Annotated in this window: 16 protein-coding genes; 1 reads left to right on the forward strand and 15 read right to left on the reverse strand. The window is 47.3% G+C overall.

Annotated elements, in window-relative coordinates; all coding sequences use genetic code 11:
* Positions 1-6: 6 nt before the first annotated feature.
* Entirely contained in the window at positions 7-843 is an 837-nt protein-coding gene (locus G344_RS0105370) for a LytR/AlgR family response regulator transcription factor (RefSeq protein ID WP_028255313.1), read from the forward strand.
* A gap of 223 nt (positions 844-1,066) precedes the next feature.
* On the opposite strand, the gene G344_RS10750 is transcribed toward G344_RS0105370, so the two are convergent.
* The 15 genes from G344_RS10750 to G344_RS0105445 form a co-directional block, all read right to left on the reverse strand.
* Positions 1,067-2,920: a carbon starvation CstA family protein gene (locus G344_RS10750; RefSeq protein ID WP_071838096.1), complete on the reverse strand. Its 1,854-nt coding sequence runs from the start codon at positions 2,918-2,920 to the stop codon at positions 1,067-1,069.
* A gap of 232 nt (positions 2,921-3,152) precedes the next feature.
* Positions 3,153-3,704, reverse strand: coding sequence for an ECF transporter S component (locus G344_RS10755; RefSeq protein WP_038155034.1), 552 nt, complete (start codon positions 3,702-3,704; stop codon positions 3,153-3,155).
* 232 nt (positions 3,705-3,936) lie between these two features.
* A complete protein-coding gene (locus G344_RS0105385) occupies positions 3,937-5,085 on the reverse strand; it encodes an aldose epimerase family protein (protein ID WP_028255314.1) in 1,149 nt (382 codons plus the stop codon).
* A 23-nt stretch (positions 5,086-5,108) separates the two neighbouring features.
* Positions 5,109-6,077 (reverse strand): GTP 3',8-cyclase MoaA, encoded by a 969-nt coding sequence (moaA, locus tag G344_RS0105390; RefSeq protein WP_028255315.1) that lies wholly within the window; start codon positions 6,075-6,077, stop codon positions 5,109-5,111.
* 22 nt (positions 6,078-6,099) lie between these two features.
* Positions 6,100-6,546 carry an MOSC domain-containing protein gene (locus G344_RS0105395; RefSeq protein ID WP_028255316.1) on the reverse strand — a complete coding sequence of 149 codons (447 nt, stop codon included), beginning with the start codon at positions 6,544-6,546 and terminating at the stop codon, positions 6,100-6,102.
* A 271-nt stretch (positions 6,547-6,817) separates the two neighbouring features.
* Positions 6,818-8,107: a nucleobase:cation symporter-2 family protein gene (locus tag G344_RS0105400; RefSeq protein ID WP_374014747.1), complete on the reverse strand. Its 1,290-nt coding sequence runs from the start codon at positions 8,105-8,107 to the stop codon at positions 6,818-6,820.
* 306 nt (positions 8,108-8,413) lie between these two features.
* Positions 8,414-9,748 carry a nucleobase:cation symporter-2 family protein gene (locus G344_RS0105405; RefSeq protein WP_028255318.1) on the reverse strand — a complete coding sequence of 445 codons (1,335 nt, stop codon included), beginning with the start codon at positions 9,746-9,748 and terminating at the stop codon, positions 8,414-8,416.
* Between the two features lie 17 nt (positions 9,749-9,765).
* The gene (gene xdh, locus G344_RS0105410; protein ID WP_028255319.1) at positions 9,766-12,318 is read right to left on the reverse strand and encodes a selenium-dependent xanthine dehydrogenase; all 2,553 of its coding nucleotides are present in this window, start codon (positions 12,316-12,318) and stop codon (positions 9,766-9,768) included.
* Between the two features lie 99 nt (positions 12,319-12,417).
* A complete protein-coding gene (locus tag G344_RS0105415) occupies positions 12,418-14,106 on the reverse strand; it encodes a selenate reductase (RefSeq protein WP_028255320.1) in 1,689 nt (562 codons plus the stop codon).
* 46 nt (positions 14,107-14,152) lie between these two features.
* Positions 14,153-15,481 (reverse strand): putative aminohydrolase SsnA, encoded by a 1,329-nt coding sequence (gene ssnA / locus G344_RS0105420; protein ID WP_028255321.1) that lies wholly within the window; start codon positions 15,479-15,481, stop codon positions 14,153-14,155.
* 23 nt (positions 15,482-15,504) lie between these two features.
* On the reverse strand, positions 15,505-16,440 hold the full coding sequence (arcC, locus tag G344_RS0105425; protein WP_028255322.1) for a carbamate kinase: 936 nt from the start codon (positions 16,438-16,440) through the stop codon (positions 15,505-15,507).
* Positions 16,441-16,539: 99 nt separating this feature from the next.
* Complete coding sequence (gene ygeW / locus G344_RS0105430; RefSeq protein WP_028255323.1) at positions 16,540-17,733, reverse strand: knotted carbamoyltransferase YgeW; 1,194 nt, start codon at positions 17,731-17,733, stop codon at positions 16,540-16,542.
* 91 nt (positions 17,734-17,824) lie between these two features.
* Positions 17,825-19,135 (reverse strand): YgeY family selenium metabolism-linked hydrolase, encoded by a 1,311-nt coding sequence (locus tag G344_RS0105435; protein WP_028255324.1) that lies wholly within the window; start codon positions 19,133-19,135, stop codon positions 17,825-17,827.
* Positions 19,136-19,282: 147 nt separating this feature from the next.
* Positions 19,283-20,491: a diaminopropionate ammonia-lyase gene (gene dpaL / locus G344_RS0105440; RefSeq protein WP_028255325.1), complete on the reverse strand. Its 1,209-nt coding sequence runs from the start codon at positions 20,489-20,491 to the stop codon at positions 19,283-19,285.
* A 17-nt stretch (positions 20,492-20,508) separates the two neighbouring features.
* The gene (locus G344_RS0105445; RefSeq protein WP_028255326.1) at positions 20,509-21,174 is read right to left on the reverse strand and encodes a helix-turn-helix transcriptional regulator; all 666 of its coding nucleotides are present in this window, start codon (positions 21,172-21,174) and stop codon (positions 20,509-20,511) included.
* Positions 21,175-21,407: the final 233 nt, after the last annotated feature.

A 21,407-nucleotide genomic window follows, 5' to 3' on the forward strand; every position in this document is an offset into this window, starting at 1 on the left:
TTTACTATGCTACGCACCATTCTCGTAGACGATGAAAAGCCGGCCCGCGATGAGCTGCGCTACATGTTGGAAACCAATCACGCCGATGCTGTTCATATCATCGGCGAAGCCGATACGGCAACCAACGCAATTTCTCTCATAACGAAATCTCAGCCGGATCTTATCTTTCTCGACATTCATATGCCGGGCCTATCCGGCCTTGAAATCGCATCGGTCATTCACGATATATCGCCAAACAGCATTATCATTTTTGCCACAGCCTATGACGAATATGCTTTGCAAGCCTTCGAGCTACAGGCCTTAGACTACGTGGTAAAACCCATAGAGGAAGAGAGACTGACCAAGGCCATCCAACGTGCGCGTCAAGTCTTACGGGATGATACCGACACCTATGCTACTACGCAGCCAACCGGCAATACTCCCCCCGCCGCTGCTACAACTACGGAAGCACCGCCGGGTGCTTCCGATACCGATGAGCCCCTCATGCCGCGTCCTAATAAACTGGCCGTAGATAACGGTGCCCATATTCTCCTGATCGATCTCGACAGCATCTACTTTATCACCGGCGAATCCGGTCGCTTGGAAGTGCACACCACCACCGGTATTTACAGCTCCAACAAGACATTAGCCGATATTCAAGAACGGGTCAAAGGAACTACCCTGTACCGCGTGCACCGCAGTTACATTGTCAATCTAAACCGTGTGCGCGAAGTAGTTCCTTGGTTCAAGGGCACCTATTGGTTACGACTCCCCAATAAGACGGCCAAAGGCGAAGAGCTCATCGACATTCCCGTAAGCAAAGCGCAGGTAAAATTAATTAAAGAAATTTTAGGCATCGGCTAAGTCAACGTCGTATCCTATCTTCACCCTTCGATGCCTGTGGTCAACAACGGCGGTCGATGGCTGTATCCCTTATATATCTACAACAATTACATAACTTACACATAAAAGAGCTGTAGCCAATGAGTTCTCTACCTCACTGGCTACAGCTCTTAATGTATAGATGGACAATCTCGTCCGTCTTTATCAAACCAAGTCACAATTCAGTCTTGGTCACAATCCGATCTTAGTCGCGACCTACTTCCATATTCGCTACCATACCGGAATCCATAGATTCCAGCGTTTCCTCTTCGATTTCTTTCGACGTACGATAGTCCGGTTTTTCTTTTGCCAAACGAATCCAGCTGCGAACAGCTTCTACCATTACTAAGGCTACAAGAGCAAACATGATAATACTTACTACTACGAGCATGTATTTACCTTGTGGCATGTAGCTGCCGAATACGTTCTGATAGTCAGCCATAACGGTAATTACAGCGATGAACACACACGGGATAGCCGTTACCCATGCATAGCGCTGGTGACCGAGACGCATGATAACCGTTGTACCGATGGCCAGACCCATTGTAGCAAGCAGCTGATTGGATACGCCGAAGAGCGGCCAAATCGTACCGATGTTACCCTGCAATACCAAGTAACCCCACGTTACGCATACCAAGAAGGAAGCGATATATACACCCGGAGTCCAATGGGCATCGCGCATTTTCGGGAACGCAAAACCTAAGAGTTCCTGTACCATGTAACGACTTACACGAGTACCGGTGTCGATCAATGTCAAAATGAACAATGCTTCGAACATGATGCAGAAATGATACCAGTAACCCATGAGCTGTGCCATGCTCGGAATCTTCGAGAAGATATGAGCCATACCTACCGCCAAGGAAACGGCACCACCCGGACGGTGCATCAAGTCTTCGCCTACCATCTGGGACAACTGCGGTAATTCATGAACGGATAAGCCCAAGGCAGAGAAGGTTTCTGCCGTAGAGTTAATTGCAAAATAATCATTCGGGTTAAGGCTGGTAGCTGCGATTAACGCCATCATAGCGATGAACGCTTCGGTAAGCATAGCGCCGTAACCGATAGGAAGCATTTCTTTTTCATTCGTAATCATTTTAGGAGTTGTACCGGTGGATACCGTAGCATGGAAACCGGACAACGCACCACAAGCAATGGTGATAAATACAAACGGAATCGCGGAACCACTCAATACCGGACCGCCGCCCCATACATAGTCAGAGAAGGCAGGCATATGAATCACCGGCATTACCACAATAATTCCCAATGCCAACGCACCGATGGTACCTACTTTCATGTACGTAGATAAGTAACCGCGCGGTGCCAATAAGAGCCATACCGGCAACGCAGCTGCAAAGAAACTGTATACAGCCAACATAACTTCGATGGACTGACGATCGTACGTGAAGTACGGTGCCCACGAAGAAGCAGCCACATCAGGACCGTAGAACACAGCGGCCAAAATCATAGCTACACCGATAATCGTAGCTTCTCTGATTTTACCAGGGCGCAACCAACGAAGATAAATACCGATGAATACGGCGATAGGAATCGTCATACTTACCGTGAAGAAACCCCACGGAGAGTTCTCCAACGAGTTGGCAACTACCGCTGCCATCCCTGCCATCGTGATGATGAGCAAGAACAACGTAGCAAGCATCGTGCCGATACCGGCTACACTGGAAATTTCCCCCTTCGCAATATCGGCAATCGATTTACCGTTATAACGAACAGAGGCGAACAACAATACAAAATCGTGAACCGCACCGGCTAATACAGAACCGATCAAGATCCACAACACTCCCGGTAAGTAACCGAATTGGGCCGCAATAACGGGACCCACCAACGGACCGGCACCGGCAATCGCCGCAAAGTGCTGACCAAAGGTTACCCACTTGTTCGTCGGCACATAGTCAACACCATCGTTGATGGCAACGGCCGGCGTAACGCGATACTTATTAACAGTTAAAACTTTTGCTGCGATGAAAGCACCATACAAACGATAGGCAATCATCAAGACACAAGCTGAAACGATAACTAGATACAAGCCATTCATTTCCATGTCTAAAAAACCTCCTCCAATACATGTAGTTACGTATGATTCCGTAGTAGTTTTTCTACCTGTACGCATTCTACTCTATATCGGGGGAGGTCGTAAACGCTTTTACGATGAATGGAATAAATTGGGGGTTAAATGGAAATACAAGGTTTCTAAAAAGAAATATCTCTCTGTAAAAAGAGACGGCGCCCTGCCAAAAGAAGTATCCCTCTGTAAAAAGAAATCGCGCTCTCTATTATCGCTTCCAGTAGGACTGCCATAACCCGTAAAATCCGGTGAAGAAATATACGAAGTACGCTACCACTACACCGATACCGGCTTGGAGTATTTCAAAAGGCAGCTTAATCCACGCATACTCCGGTGTGCTGTACACGAAAGCACGCCCCAAGGAATAGCCGGTAACCATGATAACGGCTCCCACCAATAATGCAAAAGCCACCCACAGCTTTGATCGTGTCCAACCGGTACGCGCTACCAACGACGATACCGCATAGGCTTCCAATCCATGCGTAACGAGGGAAACAAACATAGGTGCCGGATAAAAGAAGAAGTCACCTAAGAACGCACCTACACCGCCGATAAAAAATGCTTCCCGCGGTGTAAACAGCAACGCTGCCAAACAAATGATAATATCGTTTACATATAAATGACCGCCCGGCACCGGTACGCTCACCGAACTAAGGGCAATATTCATAGCCATGAAGACGGCGGCTACGGTTAACCGCTTTGTGGTGTGTAATGACGATGCCCCTGTATGAGTATCTAATTTTTCTGCTAACTGTGACATATACATCGCTCCTTTTTCTCAATTCCTGTAGGTACATAGTACCTTACTTTTGTATCTATGTGTATATCCAGTTTAAGAAAAATAAATAAGGACAGCCAACCTAATCGGTCAGCCGTCCTTTTTATATCAATTTCTACAGCAATCTTTTTTTTTACACCTATCGCTATACAAGACACATTTGCATGTACTTGTTCGTTTCGCTATATGTATGTACTCGATACGCATTTATTATTTACTCCGTCATAGAAGTATCCACCGTATACGCAATGGTCCGTTTATACCAACGCCCCTTCTCTGTTAACGATTGACGAAATGCAGGTAAATTTACATCATTGGGAATAAATTGCGGCTCAATGCATATGCCCGCATAAGGTCCATACGCTTCACGGCCTGCCGCATCATCCAACCAGTTTCCCGTATACAACTGAAAGCCCGGCGCATCGGAACTGATGGTCAGCATGATATCACACGTACGAAAGGATCCACACAGCATATGTGTCGCCTCTTCACTGCCCTTTACCTCATCATTTTCGTGTATCAACCGTATATTATCAGCTACGATGCCTTGTTTAGTCCCATCAGGTATAACGCACGGCATGTCCATCGCCGGAGGCTGCGTCACATAATGATGATCGTAACCGCGATACAGTGCTAACGCCTCCTTGTACCTATGAAGCTGCCGCCCCATCCGCTGCCACGCCGTAAAATCAAAGGGACTTCCCTTCACCGTAACTATGGAACCGTCGGGAATCTGCGGTCGTCCAAACGGCGCATAATGTGTCGCATACAATCGCACCTCATGATCCAATATATCGCCGGTGCCATTGAGATTAAAGTAACTATGGTTTGTTATATTTACCACCGAATCCTCGGTAGTCCGATAGTAATAGGTTAACCGCAGCTCTTTACCATAAAGGCCGGCCATCATGTAGACCTCTGCATCGCCGGGAAACCCATCTACCTCACCGGGCATAGTCACCGTGAGACATACACTGTCATCGGCATCACTCATGACTGTCAAAAGACCCGGGGGTAACTCCCCTTGGTGCCACAGTATCGTTCCCAATCCGGCAGATCCGCTGTGCAGAAGATGCGTTCCATCATTGGGCGAAAACGAATAGGTCTTGCCGTTAATTGTAAAGCACGCATCCGCTATGCGATTGGCCACACGTCCTACGGTAGCTCCTAAGGATGCCCCGTCGTGCAGATAACCTTCTAACGAAGGAAATCCCAATACAATATTACGGGCTAACGGTCTTACAATAAAATCCGTCAGTCGCGCGCCGTAATCAATGAAGCGCACCATTATCTCTTCATTGCTCAGTTCATAGCCCTGCACCGTCCGACCGGTTTCATCAACACCATATATGTATTGCCGCATTGCGTTCCCCTTTCAACGATAACCTAACCGCCGATACGCCACATTTCTCGCTGCGGTGTGTCCATACTTATACCATCATGCTTTTCCTTGCGCAACTGTAAGGCCTCCGCAATATACATAGCCAGTGCCTCACTATCCAGTCCTTGGCGCACCTGTCGGGCAATGTCCGCTTCGTCATCCCGCAACAGGCAAAGCCGCAACTTGCCATCCGCCGTCATGCGTACACGATTACAGGAATCACAATAGCTATGACTCATGGGAAAAATAAATCCTACCTCGCGACCGTTCGGCAATGCATAATAGGACGCCGGCCCAAAGCCATGTACGTGACGCACTTCACGAAGCTCGCCACCGGTAAGTCGTTCCAATTGCGCACGCCATTCTTCAAACGACGGTCCCTTAAACGTATCGCCTTGGAAAGGCATGTATTCGATAAAACGCCAAATAACAGGCCATCTATCGATATACGCCAACAGCGCTCGTACCGAATCATCGGACAAGGACTCCATAAGAACGGTGTTGATTTTTACATTCACAAAGCCTGCCTGCAGGGCGGCTTCGATACCGGCCAACACATTTGCCATCTGTCCGCGCCGACCTGTGCGCGCATCAAAGGTCGTTTCATCCACGGCATCCAAGCTAATATTAACGCGACTCAAGCCGAGCTGACGAAGCCGTTTTGCCTTTGGTGCCAGCAAGCTACCGTTGGTAGTCATTGAAATATCTTCAAACCATCCCGTAGCTGCTACGCGCTGCAAAAGCTCTTCCAACTGGGGATACAGCAAAGGTTCACCGCCGGTAAGCCGTAAAGCACGCACCCCAAGGCGATGATAGGCTTCGAGAATAACCATCCACTCATCAGCACTGACTAAATTATGTTGGCTTTCCGGAGTAATCTCTTCCGGCCTGCAGTAGGGGCAACAAAAATTGCAAGCCTCTGTCAAGGAGATACGTACATATTCAATTGTTCGCCCCCATGAATCCGTTACCATATAATTACCTTTCTCTTCGCAGCTACGCTACTGTTTCAATGCGAAGCGCATCACCGACACGGATGATACCACCCGTTACTACCTTTGCAAAAATGCCCTGTGTCGGCATGATGCAAGAACCAACCTGTTTAAAAATTTCACAACCGGAATGGCACTCCTTGCCAATCTGCGTAACTTCCAGCACCACACTATCACCGATGTGCATAACCGTGCCTACCGGCAGTTCGTACAGGGTTACCCCTTCTACGGTAATGTTTTCCGCAAAATCGCCGGGCGCTACATCGGCTCCCTTGGCCCGCATAAGATCGATGCTCTTAATACCGAGCAAACTGATTTGACGATGCCATTTACCGGCATGAGCATCTCCCTTCATTCCAAAATCGGCAATCAGCTCCGCTTCGGGGATATTATGTTTTTTCTGCCCCTTCTTTTCACTGATAGAAATAGCGATTACCTTAGCAGTTGTCATGTCTTTCATATATACTCCTATACTGCGCGACGGCATCACCGTCGGCTTACACATTATTATAAAATCAACTACCTCATGATCGCCTACACCTGTTTTTTATTATAACATAACTAGCCAAGTTCCATGAGGTCCTATAATTTGTATTGTACTTAACCCGACTGCCCCTGACCGTTGCCCACGCAACTATAAGAAAAAGCCTGCAAGCTACATTCCGATGGAATATAGCTTACAGACTTTTTTAGTATCCAAGCGGGAACCTTGATTTGCAAAACTAATCCTCTTCTACATGATATTCCTCGCCGAATCCGTTTAGAATCAGGTTGAGAATCACCGCTGTCAAGCTGCCCAATGTAATCCCACTGTGAAGCACAATCTTTGCCCAACCTGGGAAGTTGTGGTAGAAGTTCGGCACAGTCAATGTAATCATACTGATACCGATACTGATAGCTACCAACATCAGGTTGTAATTGCCTTCGAAGTTAACTTTAGACAATGCGCGAATACCGCTGGCAATAATCATACCGAACATGGCAAGACCGGCTCCGCCCAATACGGAGTTAGGAATGCAGGCTACGATAGCCGCCATTTTCGGGAATAGCCCTAAGGCCACCAAGATGATGCCCGACGCAGCCACTACAAAACGACTCTTAACGCGTGTTACCGCTACAAGGCCTACATTCTGTGCAAATGCCGTGTACGGGAAGCTGTTAAGAATACCGCCCAGCAAGGTAGAAAGACCATCCGCGCGCAAACACTTAGCCAAGTTTTTGCGTCCGATAGGTCGTCCTACAATCTCGCCGATAGCAATGCAGTCACCGGTCGTTTCTACCATAACGACGAGCATTACGATACACATCGAAATGATAGAGCCTATATCAAAGACCGGCACACCGAAGGCCAAGGGAGTTACGATATCAAACCAGTTGGCACGCCCTACTTCGCTAAAATTAGCCTGTCCCAGCAGCATAGCAATCACCGTGCCACCGATAAGACCAATCAAAACAGCGATATTACTTAAGAAGCCTTTACAATAACGATATACAATGATAACGATACACAAGGTAATAAAGGCTAACATAAGATGCATGGGACTTGCAAAATCCGGGGAATTCGGATTTCCGCCCCCACCAATCCAACGTACCGATACCGGCAATAATGTAATACCGATAATGGTAATAATGGTACCGGTTACTACCGGTGGGAACAGACGAATTAAACGACTGAAATACGGCGCAATGAGGAAGGTAAATAAACCTGCCGCAATGATGGCTCCGTAAATCGCCGTCATGCCGTGTTCAACCCCGATGAGTATCATCGGAGTTACGGAAGCAAAGGTTACGCCTTGAATCATAGGAATCTTAGCCCCTACTTTCCAAAAGCCGATGGTTTGAATCAACGTGGCAATCCCGCATGTGAATAAGTCCGCGTTGATCAAACGAATCAGTTCTTCAGGCGACAAGTGCATCGCCTGGGCGACAATAATAGGTACTGCTACTGCACCGGCATACATGGCCAACACGTGCTGAAGGCCATACGCAAACAGCTGCGTCACCGGTAGCATCTCATCGACCGGATGGATGTCGCGGTCTTTTACGTTATCGTTCATGGTTCACCTCTAAATTCTGCGTTAGTTATACGCTAATCGTGAAACTTGATACTACGACCTGTTCTTGCATCCCTTTGTGGTCCCGCTTTGATGGCATACCTATTACACATATTTCGACAAATGTAAGCAAAATTCCTTTTTTCTTATCAATAAACTTACATACATTAGCTTTCTCTTATTAATACATCTTAATACACCGACACACGTTACTCCGATGTATGACGTTATACCGATGTATGACGTGATGCCGACGTACGTAAGTTACTTTATTTTATCCGGACGATCTGACGGATGTCCTTCACTGCCGTTAAGAAGCAAATTCATAGCAACCGCTACTAAGCTACCGAAGGTAATCCCACTGTGCATGACAATCTGTGCCCAAGACGGGAATTTGCTGAAGAAGTGCGGCTCTGCCAATGTAATCATTCCCAGGCTCAAGCTGACGGCTACGATCATCAGGTTGTAGTTGCCGTCAAAGGACACCTTACCCAATGCACGAATACCGCTGGCAATAATCATGCCGAACATGGCAAGCCCTGCTCCGCCGAGAACGGCACTCGGAATCGACGCAATAAGCGCGCCCATTTTAGGGAATAAGCCCAAGGCCAATAAGATAATACCGGAACAACTTACTACGAAGCGACTCTTAATCCCCGTTACCGCCACGAGGCCTACATTCTGGGCAAAAGCGGAATGCGGGAAGCTGTTTAAGATTGATGCGATAAACGTAGATAACCCATCGGCGCGTAAACATGCAGCCAAACGCGGTTTGTCAATGCGGCGACCAACGATTTCACCGATAGCAATGCAGTCACCGGTCGTTTCCACCATAATAACCAACATAACTACAACCATGGAGATAATACCGGATAGTTCAAAGGTAGGTACACCAAAGAACAATGGCGGTACAATGCCCACCCAAGCTGCATGTTCCACAGCCGAGAAATTAGCATAGCCCATAAAGTAGGCGATTAAGGTACCTCCTACCAAGCCGATGAGAATGGACAAATTGCTGATAAACCCTTTAAAGCAACGATATACAATCACAACAATACCCAAGGTAATGAGCGACAATAACAAATTATGCATGCTTGCAAAATCCGGAGCTGCCGGATTACCGCCGCCGGCCCAGCGCACGGCTACCGGCAACAAAGAAATACCGATAAGAGTAATGATTGTCCCCGTAACAACCGGCGGGAAGAATCGAATTAAGCGGCTGAAATACGGCGATAGGAAAAACGCTACCGCCCCGGCTACCATAACCGCTCCGAAAATGCCCGGCAACCCTTGCTCGTGACCGATGACGAGCATCGGCGCTACCGATGCAAAGCTTACCCCTTGAATCATCGGAATTTTAGCCCCTACATTCCAAAATCCCAATGTTTGAATCAACGTAGCTATGCCGGCAGCCATAAGGTCGGCATTAATTAAATATGTAAGCTGCTCCGTACTGAGCCCCAATGCCTGGGCCACGATGATCGGCACGGCTACCGCACCGGCATACATGGCCAATACATGCTGTAATCCATAGGCAAACATATGGCCTACCGGCAGAATTTGGTCTACCGGACTTACTGTTGTTTCGCCTTGTTTCATTCTTCTTCAACTCCTGACTATTTCTTATACCCCGTATGTTTGAGTGGAAGGGAACGTCTTTCCTCACCATCAATACGACGATACGCATTTGAAATAGCCGGAGCCATTGGGATACTGCTGATTTCACCAATTCCTTTGGCACCGTACGCCATTTGATCCGGCGTTCCCTTTTCAATAAAGCTTACATGAATTTGAGGGCGCTGCTTGGCTCTAAGAAGGCCAAGGGTGCCGTATTTACTTTTTACTTGTCCCTTATCCATAAGGAAATCTTCCGAAACGCCGTACCCCATGCCCATGAGTGTACCGCCTTCCACCTGACCTTCGCAGGCCTTCGGATTGATGACGCGACCTACATCGAACGCCACGTCCATTTGGGACACAAAATTCTTTTCATCGATAGTCGCCACACAAGCACCGTAACCATATGCCACATGGCTGACCGGATGCGGTTTCGGCGATCCCATCTTGTCGGTAATACCGTGATATTCCTGGTAGAATTCCATACCTTCCAAATCGGCAAGCGTCTTACCTGCCAACGCTTCTTTAAGATCGGCAGCTGCTTTGCGGGTAGCCTCACCGGTAAAGACGGTCTGTCTTGATGCCGTCGTAGTACCGGAATCCGGCGTTAAATCCGTATCCGGCGCTTCCATAACTACATCATCTGCCGAAATACCTGCCGTTTCGCATAGAATCTGCGTAGCCACGGTACCGATGCCCTGACCGATACAAGCGGCCGACGTACGAATATGTACCTTGCCATCAATAACCACGAGACGCACTCGACCTACGTCCGGTAAACCTACGCCGATACCACTGTTCTTCATGCATACCGCCAGCCCCGTACGTTCACCGGCATAGTAAGCATCCTTAACGGCTTCAAGGCATTCCACCAGCCCCGTTTCCGGTCCGGCTAACTGCCCGTTCGGTAACGATTCACCGGGGCGAATCGCATTTTTATAACGGAATTCCCACGGATCCATGCCTACCATCTCTGCGAGCAAGTCGATATTTACCTCTTGCCCGAAGCAACTTTGTGTTACCCCGAAACCACGGAACGCGCCGCCCGGTACATTGTTGGTATATACACAGGTGCCTTCCACATAAAAGTTATCGTAATGGTACGGACCACCGGAGTGCGTGCAGGCACGCTGTAATACCGGGCCACCCAAGGATGCATAGGCACCACAGTCGGATACGATAATTACCTTACTGCCAACGATGTTGCCTTCTTCGTCGCAAGCGGTGGTAATATCCATTTCCATGGCATGACGTTTTACGTGAATGTCCAGACTTTCCTGACGAGAGAATTTAACCTTTACCGGTTTACCCGTTTTCCACGCCATAAGCGCCGCATGGTGCTGTACGCTCATGTCCTCTTTACCGCCGAAGCCGCCGCCGACGAGCATGCTGTGTACATGTACGGCCTCTGCCGGAATTTCTAACATCCGTGATACTTCATGCTGTTCATCGTATACACTTTGTCCGCCCGTATATAAATCGAGTTCGCCATTATCGCGTTTTACGGCAATCGCACATTCCGGTTCCATAAACGCATGATCTGTTTGCGGAGTCGAATAATGACGCGTCACCACATATTTAGCGTTAGCAATAGCTTCCTCCGCATTGCCGCGAGACAACACTTCATGGGCCAGTACATTCCCTTTCGGATGTAGCTTCGGAGCGCCCTCCGCCAATGCCTGCGCCGGCGAAGTAATCGGTTCCAATTCCGTATAATCTACATCGACTAACCCGCATACTTCATCAAGCGTTTCTTTATGAGCCGTCGCCACCAAAGCAATGGCATCGCCTACATAGCGCGTCGTATCGCCTTCTGCAATAAGTACGTCCCAATCCGGAATGATATGACCGGTCTTATTAAAAGGAACATCCTTTGCCACCAATACTTCTACGCAGTCCGGATGTGCCTTTGCTTTTGAAATATCGATTTTATTTACGATAGCCCGCGGATATTTAGAGCGTACTGCCTTGGCATAAATCATACCCGGCAATACCATATCATCTACATAACGACCGGTGCCCAAGGTTTTTTCCTTCGCATCCACCCGGTGAAGCAGCGTACCGATTTTACCGGACCGATCACTTTGCGGAATGGGTAAATCTTCGCGGAAAAATTTAGCAGCCATCAAGATGGCATCTTCAATTTTTACATAGCCCGTACAACGGCAAATATTACCGTTAATCGCCAGCTTTACATCATCACGCGTAGGATTGAGGTTTTCATCCAACAACGCTTTTGCGCTGATGACCATACCGGGAATGCAGAAACCGCACTGTACAGCACCGCACTCGCCGAACGCGTACGCATAGACCTCACGTTCCCGTTCGGTCAAACCTTCTATAGTAACTACGTGCTTACCTTCCAACATGGACAACTTAAACACGCAGGATTTTACTTTTTTACCGTCTACGATTACCGTACAAGCACCGCATGCACCGGCACCACAGCCGTCTTTAGTTCCCGTTAAATGCAATTCATCACGCAAGTAATCAAGTAGCTTCATGTCTTTTTCGGACTCGCGCCACTCACCATTTACCTGAAAACGAAACATATACAAGGAACCTCCCTTCATTAGTTATCACTATTACAGGCACTGCGATACCAACCAGTACCGCAGACCTGTAATATTTATCTACATTATGCACATAGGCTAGAAATAATACGGCATCGTTTCTTCAAACGTTGCAATAATCGGTTGCAGCTCCGCCGGTACATCCGCTAACGGCGCTACGCCACGCTGCCCTTTAAAGCGGAATCCCCACCGATCTCCCTCTTTATAGAAACCATCATTCGTGCTGGCTTCCATTCGCGCTTCATCAAGGAAGAGCGTCAAGCGATCCTTATACGGTTGGCACGGCTCGATACAATTACAAGCACAGTTGCCGCATTCGTTACACGATTCATCAATATGTATAATCAATTTTTTACCATCTACGGTAATCATTTCGTTAGTTCTGTTCGGGCATACGCGAACACAGTTGCCACAAGTAATCTTGCAGGCATAGTCCGTGGAATGCGCATCTTGGAAGCCCGGTTTGGCATCACGCTTTTTGCGCATAGCCGCTGTTTTATGTAAGGCTTGGTTGCTCTTGGCTTCCTCTGCCAATGCTTCAATAGCGGCTACATCAAGTGTTCCCACTGTACCATAGTCTACGGCTTCCACTTCCTTCGCCAAGGCATCCAGCTGATTGTAGCCGGCCCCCTGAAGAAGCGTCGTACATACGGTTACCGGCCAAATGCCGGCAGCAAAAATGCGTTTAATCGTCTTGCGATCCGCGCCACCGCTGTAAGAAATGGCCAATTTACCATCGCAAGCCTTCGCCAACGCAGCCGCAACGGAAATCGTCAACGGGAACAAGGACTTACCGGACATATACATCTGCTCACCCGGCAATTCACCGTGTCCGATTGTCACCGGGAAGGTATTCGTCAACTTCACGCCAAACTGTTTGCCAATGCCTTCCGCCACTTTCTGAAGACGCTGAATCATCGGCACTGCATCATTCATTCCCGGATCGACTTCGAACTGATGCTTATCAAAGGTAACATAATCAAAGCCCGTTGCATCAAGTAGCTCGCGTACCGTGTCATAGCCTAACAGCGTTGGATTACATTTCAGATATACGTTCAGTTTCTTTTCCGTAATGAGATATTCGCAAATAGATTCAATTTCATTGGCCGGACAACCGTGCATGGTGGATAACGTAATGGACTGGCAAATTTCATCGCTAATGCTTTCCACATAAGCTGCATCAACATTGGTGAAGCGATGAAGATTTTGTAACGCCCATTCCTTGCAGCTCTGCCAGCATTGGGTAGCCCCTGCTTTTTTTAGATTTTCGATAAAACCATCGATCAACGGGTCCTTGATACCGGCTAGGTTATAGCCTACGCTCATATTAAAGATAAAGCCGTTCGGATCGCCAAAGCCGAATTCCTTGCTGATAAGCTTTACCGCAAACCATGCTTTGATGTATTCGTTCATGGCTTCATCAGCGCGATATTCCGATGACCATTCCACATTATATGCTTCATCGTTAGAGTTAATGCACGGACGAGGAATGCCCAGTTCTTCGCCATACATGGTCTGTACGGTTTTTAACTCGATAAAACGTGCCCCGCCCACATAGGCTGCTACAATATTCTGCGCCAACTGCGTATGCGGACCGGCTGCCGGTCCCAAGGGATTTTCCATCGTCACGCCGAAAGCCGATAAGGTATTGCTTCCTTCATAGCGATGTATTGACTCTACATTAAAAATACGGTTATGCAACGCATATTCCTTAAAAATATGATTCATTAAGGTATCAAAACATACGGGATACATAATGTCGCTCATGAGGACACTCTCCTTTGTCTAATTAGATACCGGATACTTATCCGTCTTACGCCAACAGCCGCTTCCAAAGTCCGTCCGCTACGCGGCGTACTTCTTCCATCAGCTTTTCTTTATCCATACCTACCAACTGACGATCCTGCATACGCACGATACCGTCACTGATAGTAGTAATTACATTCATACCGTTGGCGCCGAACAACAAATGTCCGTTTATATTTGTTGCATCTAATCGCGTCGGTGCCGTGTAATCCATTACGATAACATCCGCTGCCGCTCCCGCCTTCAGTATGCCTACCTGGGCATTAAGGAAATCACCAGCAATGTCTCTGTTATTGTCAAAGAGCATCGTTGGAATTTCCGTCCACCCTTGATTCGGTAGCCCGCTTCTGTGTTTTACCAAGCAATTGGCCACCTTATACGATTCCAGCATATCACTGGTATAGCCGTCCGTACCGAGACCAAGTCGTACACCGGCTTTGTACAATGCTAGGATGTCCGGTGCCCCTACAGCATTACCCATATTGCTTTCCGGATTATGTACCACCGTCGTCTTTGTCTCTTGCAAACGTTTAATTTCTTCCGCATCTACGTGAATGCAATGACCGGCAATCGTGCGATCGCCCAAAATCCCCTGACGATACAACCGTTCCACCGTCCGTACACCGTACTTGGCCAAGCTGTCATCCACATCGGCCATACCTTCCGCTACATGAATGTGATAGCCTAGCTTATCTATATTTTGTTCCCTTACATACGCCAACGTATCATCGCTTAACGTAAACGATGCATGTAAACCAAACATGGCACCTAAATGCGCCGGATCCTTAGCCGCTTCCTTGCCAAAGCGTACGTTTTCCGCTACCGCTTTTTCCATTTCTTCATGGCCGTTGCGATCGCTTACTTCATAGCAAAGACAGGAACGCACGCCGAATTGACGCGCTACATCGGCAATCACGCTAAGGGACCCTTCCGTTTCCCCATAACTGGCGTGATGATCAAAAATAGATGTCACGCCGTTTTCAATGCACGCCAGATAGGTAGCCACCGCACTGGCCCACACGTCCTCTTTCTTTAAATGGCGATCGAGGAAAAACCATAAGCCTTCTAATATTTCATTAAAATTGGTTGGATTATTACCGGGAATGCTAAGTCCGCGCGCAAGAGCCGAATAAATATGATGATGCGCGTTAATAAATCCGGGCATAATCAATTTACCGTGCGCGTTTACAACGGTCGCATCCGCATACTTACTTTTCAATGTATCATACGCACCGACTTCCACAATGGCTCCCTTATCCATTACCACTGCCCCGCGGGTGATGATAGGATTGGCAGGATCCCGTGTAATTACTGTGCCTTCACCAAGCAAAATCATAGGTAACTCCTTCCTGTAACGGCTTATAAGTGAATTCGAGTCCCCGTTTTACCTTCAATACCTTCACGGGCTTTTTCGAGAAGTGTAATAATAGCCGTACGACCTTTTTTACTTTCCGCAAATTTAATCGCTGCATCCACCTTAGGAAGCATGGAGCCCGCAGCAAACTGACCTTCTGCCGCATATTGACGAGCTTCTTCTACAGTAATATCATCCAGCCACTGCTGATCCGGTTTACCAAAGTTTACAGCCACCTTTTCTACTGCCGTCAAAATAATGAATACATCCGCATCAATTTCGGCAGCCAACAAGCTACTGGTCCAATCCTTGTCGATAACGGCCGAAGCACCGGATAAATGATTACCGTTGTGTACAACCGGAATACCGCCACCGCCGCAGCAAATCACCAATTGTTTGCCAACGAGCTGTTTAATGGCTTCCAATTCCACAATTTCTACCGGTGCCGGCGAAGCTACGACACGGCGCCAGCCGCGACCGGAATCTTCTACGCATTTGTAGTCGTAATGTTCTTCTGCATACTTAGCTTCTTCTTCCGTCATGAAATGACCGATCGGTTTTGTAGGATGCTGAAACGCTGGATCTTCTTCATCCACGCGTACCTGCGTTACCATAGTCGACACTGCCAAATCCTTGATATTTCGATTGAGCAGCTCTTCGCGAATCGCATTTTGCAAATCATACCCGATGTATGCTTGGCTCATGGCCACACATACGGATAACGGCGTATTCGGCTGCTTCGGATTTTCCCTAGACAATGCTGCCATAGCGTTATTAATCATGCCTACCTGCGGACCGTTACCATGCGTAACTACCACATCATAGCCGGCTTCCACTAAATCGACGATAACCTTAGATGTTCCCTTTACGGCAATCATCTGTTCCGGCAATGTATTTCCCAAAGCATTACCGCCTAAGGCGATAACAGCGCGTTTTTTCATAATTCCACCTCAATTAATACCTGTGCTTCTATATCTATAAGCTTCATTTTTTGTAAACATAAAGAGCTACCTGGGAACCCCAAGTAGCTCTCGTCTCTCTTAGCGGAGAACCCGTTTAGTTCCCTTTTCTTCTAATTCTTTTAAGAGACCTACCGGATCCTGGAATTTGCTCAAGAAAATCATAGCTGCAATAACATACGGTTTGTAGCTTGCTTCTTTGTAAAGCGGTACGCGATAACGATCGAATACAGTAGCATCTACTTCACCTTCGTCGCAGCTTACCCCCGTAATATCTGCCGGCAAGCAGTGTAAGTATAATGCTTTGCCATCTTTCGTTAATTTCATCATATCTTCAGTGCAAGCCCAATCTTTGTGCTGTGCATTCTGTTCCAATAATTCTTTTTCCAGCTTTTTAATGCCTTCCATGTCGCCTTCACCGTACAAGTTGGTACGTTTTTCCATAGCTGCAAACGGTGCCCAGCTCTTCGGATATACGATGTCTGCATCTTTGAAAGCATCTTCCATGCTATTGGTACGACGGAAGGAACCGCCGGATGCCTGTGCATTTTTCTTAGCTACTTCTTCTACTTCCGGCATTACTTCATAGCCTTCCGGATGCGCCAATACAACTTCCATACCAAGGCGAGTGAAGAGACCGATTACACCTTGCGGTACGGAAAGCGGTTTACCGTACGACGGGGAGTATGCCCAAGTCATAGCAATTTTTTTGCCTTTAAGGTTTTCAAGGCCGCCGAATTCGTTGATGATATGTGCTGCATCGGCCATGCACTGTGTAGGATGATCGATATCGCACTGGAGGTTAACAAGGTTCGGACGCTGTTCCAATACGCCGTCTTCGTTACCTTCCTTAACTGCATCAGCTACAGCATGCATGTAGGCATTCCCTTTACCGATATACATGTCATCGCGGATACCGATAACATCAGCCATGAAGGAAATCATATTAGCCGTTTCACGTACGGTTTCACCGTGAGCGATCTGCGATTTACCTTCGTCGAGATCCTGTACTTCAAGACCTAACAAGTTACAAGCGGAAGCAAAGGAGAAACGAGTACGGGTAGAGTTATCGCGGAACAAGGAGATACCGAGACCGCTGTCGAACACTTTCGTCGAAATGTTGCGTTCGCGAAGAGCGCGAAGAGCATCGGCTACAGCCCAAACAGCTTTTAATTCATCTTCGGATTTTTCCCAAGTCAAGAAGAAATCATCACCGAACATGCCTTTGAAATCCAATTTTTCTAAGTCTTTAATTGCTTTGTTGAAATCAGTCATTGTTGTATCCTCTTTTCAATTTATAGTTATTATATTTGTTGCACCATACCACTCCGGCGACGCGAGGTCGCCGTCGGTATGTATAGGATTTTTATTTGCAGTACATGCCCGGTAAGGTTGCGTATACAGCGGCGCAATGTACAAGGTCTTCTTTCCAAGTTTTTTCGTTAGGCGCATGTGCCTGTGCTTCCGCACCCGGTCCAAAGCCGATACAAGGAATGCCGTTACGGCCCATGATGGATACACCGTTTGTAGAGAAGGTCCATTTATCGGTAAGCGGACGAGCTTTACGCATTTCGATAGTCGTGGAGTCACCGATGCGTTCTTCACCGTACAATGCTTTATACGCTTCTTCCAAAGCTACCGTTACTTTGTGATCCTTCGGAATAACCCAAGTCGGGAAGTAGCATTCGATAGGATATACAAGACCGGTGTAGGACGGACGATCATACTGGTACATGGATACTTTTACATCGTCGCCATATTTTTTAACAGCCGGCAATGCACGAATTTCATCGAGGCAGCTTTCCCAAGTTTCACCGGCCGTCATGCGGCGGTCAAGAGATACTGCACAGGAGTCGGCTACAGCGCAACGGCTCGGAGAGGTAAAGAAAATTTCGGAAGTCGTTACCGTACCGCGACCCAAGAAGCGAGCTTCTTCCCACTGATCGTTGTATTTCGGGTCGAGCATTTTTACGAGACCTTTAATTTCCGTACCTTCTTCGGCATCATTTTCGTTAAGATCGCGAATGTTTTGAAGAATATCGGCCATTTTGTAAATCGCATTGTCGCCGCGTTCCGGAGCCGAACCATGGCAGGATACGCCTTTAACGTCAATGCGGATTTCCATACGACCGCGCTGACCGCGATAGATACCGCCGTCCGTCGGTTCCGTGGATACTACGAATTCAGGACGAACACCGTCTTCCTTGATAATATATTCCCAGCAAAGACCGTCGCAGTCTTCTTCCTGTACCGTACCGGTAACGAGCACTTTATATTTATCATTTAAAAGACCTAAGTCTTTCATAATCTTAGCACCGTACACAGCGGATACGATACCGCCCATCTGGTCGGATACGCCACGACCACCGATTTCGGTTTCTGTTTCATAGCCTTCATACGGATCGAATTCCCAGTTATCGCGGTTACCGATACCTACTGTATCGATGTGAGCATCATAACCGATCAATGTTTTACCGGTACCCATGTAACCGAGTACATTCCCCTGTTTATCGATGACAACTTCATCAAAGCCAACGGCACGCATTTCTTCGGCGATGCGGTCGATATGACCTTTTTCATCGCAGCTTTCGCCCGGAATGCGAACCAAGTCACGTAAAAACTTAGTCATAGCGCCTTCATATCCCTGTGCCGCTTTTTTAATTGCTTCAAAATCCATTGTAAAATTCCTCCTCTGTGTCCAACCTACTTTACATGCGTTCTATGTATTAGAAGTGTATATCAAATCATGTGTTACTCATTCGTGTTACTTAGTTGAGGCTACCGTTACTATCCATAACGTAACGGTAATTGTGTCGCTATTGTCTTAGAAGTTTTTACCTTCCCATACGATTTCTTTGTAGCGAATCGGATCCGTATCCCCTTCGGTGGAGAAGCAAAGCACCTTAGAATCTTTGCCAAGACCTAATTCATCACGCAGCTCTTTATACGCATCCATCGTCATAATCGCCGCTACCGTACCGAACGGAACCGCACCGGATTCACCGGATACGATAGGTTTATCGCCTTTAAGCGGTGCTGCCGTCATGCGCATACCCAATTCCGCTACCCAATCAGGAGCAGATACGAATACATCCACATGGTTACGCAGGATATCCCAAGAAATCGTGTTCGGTTCACCGCAAGCAAGCCCGGCCTGAATCGTCTGAAGGTCACCGCCTACGATACGCGGTTTACCATCGCCGGCCAAAGCGCCTTGATACAAGCAATCGGCTGCCTGTGCTTCCACAACGATAATCTTCGGTTTTACCGGTGCATCCTTATAAAGATTAGTGAAATATCCGGTAACCGCACCGGCTAAGGAACCAACCCCGGCCTGAACAAAGATGTGTGTCGGCATAACGCCCTTTTCGTTAAGCTGATCGCCGGCTTCCAATGCCATCGTACCGTAGCCCTGCATAATCCAACTCGGAATTTCTTCATAGCCGTCCCAAGCCGTATCTTGAACCACTACGCCGTTATCAACTTTAGCGGCTTCCGCTACTGCCTTGCGTACGCAATCGTCATAATTTAACTCTTCGATAGTAACCGTAGCGCCTTCTTTTTCAATATTCTTTAAGCGCGTCTCGGTGGTGCCCTTCGGCATAAAGATAACTGCCTTTTGACCTAACCGTTTAGCTGCCCACGCTACACCGCGACCATGGTTGCCGTCAGTGGCAGTAAAGAAGGTCGCCTGTCCGAATTCCTTGCGGAGCTCTTCGGAAGTGAATACATCATATGTTAATTCCGATACGTCCTTACCCAATTTCTGAGCTACATACTTAACCATAGAGTAGGAGCCGCCCAATACCTTAAAAGCGTTCAAACCAAAACGATACGACTCATCCTTTACAAACAAGGTACCGAGACCAAGATGATCCGCCATCAGCGGCAGCTCCGTCAACGGAGTTACCTCATACTGCGGGAAGCTTTGATGAAAGGCTCTCGCTTTTTCCCCTTCTTCGATGGACATAATCGCCAGATTTTTATCCTCCGACTTCGTCATCGTATTAACTACCCATTTCATTGCATCCATTCCGTTGTACTCCTCCTTTATAATGCGGCGTCTTTTTCCTTTACCGAATTAAGATCGCTGTATAACGTGAATTTTGAAATACCAAAGTAATCAGTAATTTTATCGGCTGCCTTAGATATTAAGAACGCTCCGGCATCATTGAGATATTTAATCGCCTGACACCGTTGGGCTTTCGTCATTTCACCGGCTGGTACACCCACCAAGGCTACCGCTTGCGCAATTAAATCATCCAGTAAGTCCGCTACGCTGGTGGTAATTCGTTCCGCATCCGGTTTTTCCGCGGGACCTTCCGTAAGACCCGTGCTACCGGTAATACCGGCTACCGCTTTTTGCAGATTCAACAAATCCGTAATATCCGAGTTGATACAGAATACATAATGAATGTTGCCGTCTTCATCTCTGATATAAATGGTGCTGGACCGAAACACGCGACCGTCCTTGGTTCTTGTTAAATATCCATACCGATCAGCCAACTCTTTGTCGCCACTTTTAATGGCTTCCAGTACTGCATGGGAAGGTCCATCACCTACGCGACGATTGGATATCTCGCCGTTTTCTATGCAAACAATGGTGCCTTCCATGCCTTTTGTTCTCGCATCATGGATAACCACTTCACACGAGCTACCAAATTGCATCGCAAGCCCATGAGCGATTTGCTCCAGTTGCTTTAAACCATATTGCATAGGCCCTCCCTAACAATCTTTTTGGTTTACCTATTGTTTTTGGTAATCAATCTAACAATTTTTTAGGTTTCCCTATGGCCACATCATAACATACAGTTTGGCATACAACAATTGCTGTTTGGTTATAATTAATCACACTTTATATGTTTATTAGAAAATTTTCTTCAGCACAGTAAAGAATTTAATCGAATTTCTATAGGATATACATTATTAATTTATCAATAAAATTCAAC

This window comes from Veillonella magna DSM 19857 (genome assembly GCF_000428745.1).
GTDB classification, from domain to species: Bacteria; Bacillota; Negativicutes; order Veillonellales; family Veillonellaceae; genus Veillonella_A; species Veillonella_A magna.

What these genes read in the sequence shown, in the direction of transcription:
- G344_RS0105415 (WP_028255320.1), bottom strand. Translation starts at nt 14,106, where the DNA reads ATGAGCGACATTATGTATCCCGTATGTTTTGATACCTTAATGAATCAT.
- xdh (WP_028255319.1), bottom strand. Translation starts at nt 12,318, where the DNA reads ATGTTTCGTTTTCAGGTAAATGGTGAGTGGCGCGAGTCCGAAAAAGAC.
- moaA (WP_028255315.1), bottom strand. Translation starts at nt 6,077, where the DNA reads ATGGTAACGGATTCATGGGGGCGAACAATTGAATATGTACGTATCTCC.
- G344_RS10755 (WP_038155034.1), bottom strand. Translation starts at nt 3,704, where the DNA reads ATGTCACAGTTAGCAGAAAAATTAGATACTCATACAGGGGCATCGTCA.
- G344_RS0105445 (WP_028255326.1), bottom strand. Translation starts at nt 21,174, where the DNA reads ATGCAATATGGTTTAAAGCAACTGGAGCAAATCGCTCATGGGCTTGCG.
- G344_RS10750 (WP_071838096.1), bottom strand. Translation starts at nt 2,920, where the DNA reads ATGGAAATGAATGGCTTGTATCTAGTTATCGTTTCAGCTTGTGTCTTG.
- dpaL (WP_028255325.1), bottom strand. Translation starts at nt 20,491, where the DNA reads ATGGATGCAATGAAATGGGTAGTTAATACGATGACGAAGTCGGAGGAT.
- G344_RS0105400 (WP_374014747.1), bottom strand. Translation starts at nt 8,107, where the DNA reads ATGCTACCGGTGACGCAGCTGTTTGCGTATGGCCTTCAGCACGTGTTG.
- G344_RS0105385 (WP_028255314.1), bottom strand. Translation starts at nt 5,085, where the DNA reads ATGCGGCAATACATATATGGTGTTGATGAAACCGGTCGGACGGTGCAG.
- G344_RS0105405 (WP_028255318.1), bottom strand. Translation starts at nt 9,748, where the DNA reads ATGAAACAAGGCGAAACAACAGTAAGTCCGGTAGACCAAATTCTGCCG.
- G344_RS0105370 (WP_028255313.1), top strand. Translation starts at nt 7, where the DNA reads ATGCTACGCACCATTCTCGTAGACGATGAAAAGCCGGCCCGCGATGAG.
- G344_RS0105395 (WP_028255316.1), bottom strand. Translation starts at nt 6,546, where the DNA reads ATGACAACTGCTAAGGTAATCGCTATTTCTATCAGTGAAAAGAAGGGG.
- arcC (WP_028255322.1), bottom strand. Translation starts at nt 16,440, where the DNA reads ATGAAAAAACGCGCTGTTATCGCCTTAGGCGGTAATGCTTTGGGAAAT.
- G344_RS0105435 (WP_028255324.1), bottom strand. Translation starts at nt 19,135, where the DNA reads ATGGATTTTGAAGCAATTAAAAAAGCGGCACAGGGATATGAAGGCGCT.
- ssnA (WP_028255321.1), bottom strand. Translation starts at nt 15,481, where the DNA reads ATGATTTTGCTTGGTGAAGGCACAGTAATTACACGGGATCCTGCCAAT.
- ygeW (WP_028255323.1), bottom strand. Translation starts at nt 17,733, where the DNA reads ATGACTGATTTCAACAAAGCAATTAAAGACTTAGAAAAATTGGATTTC.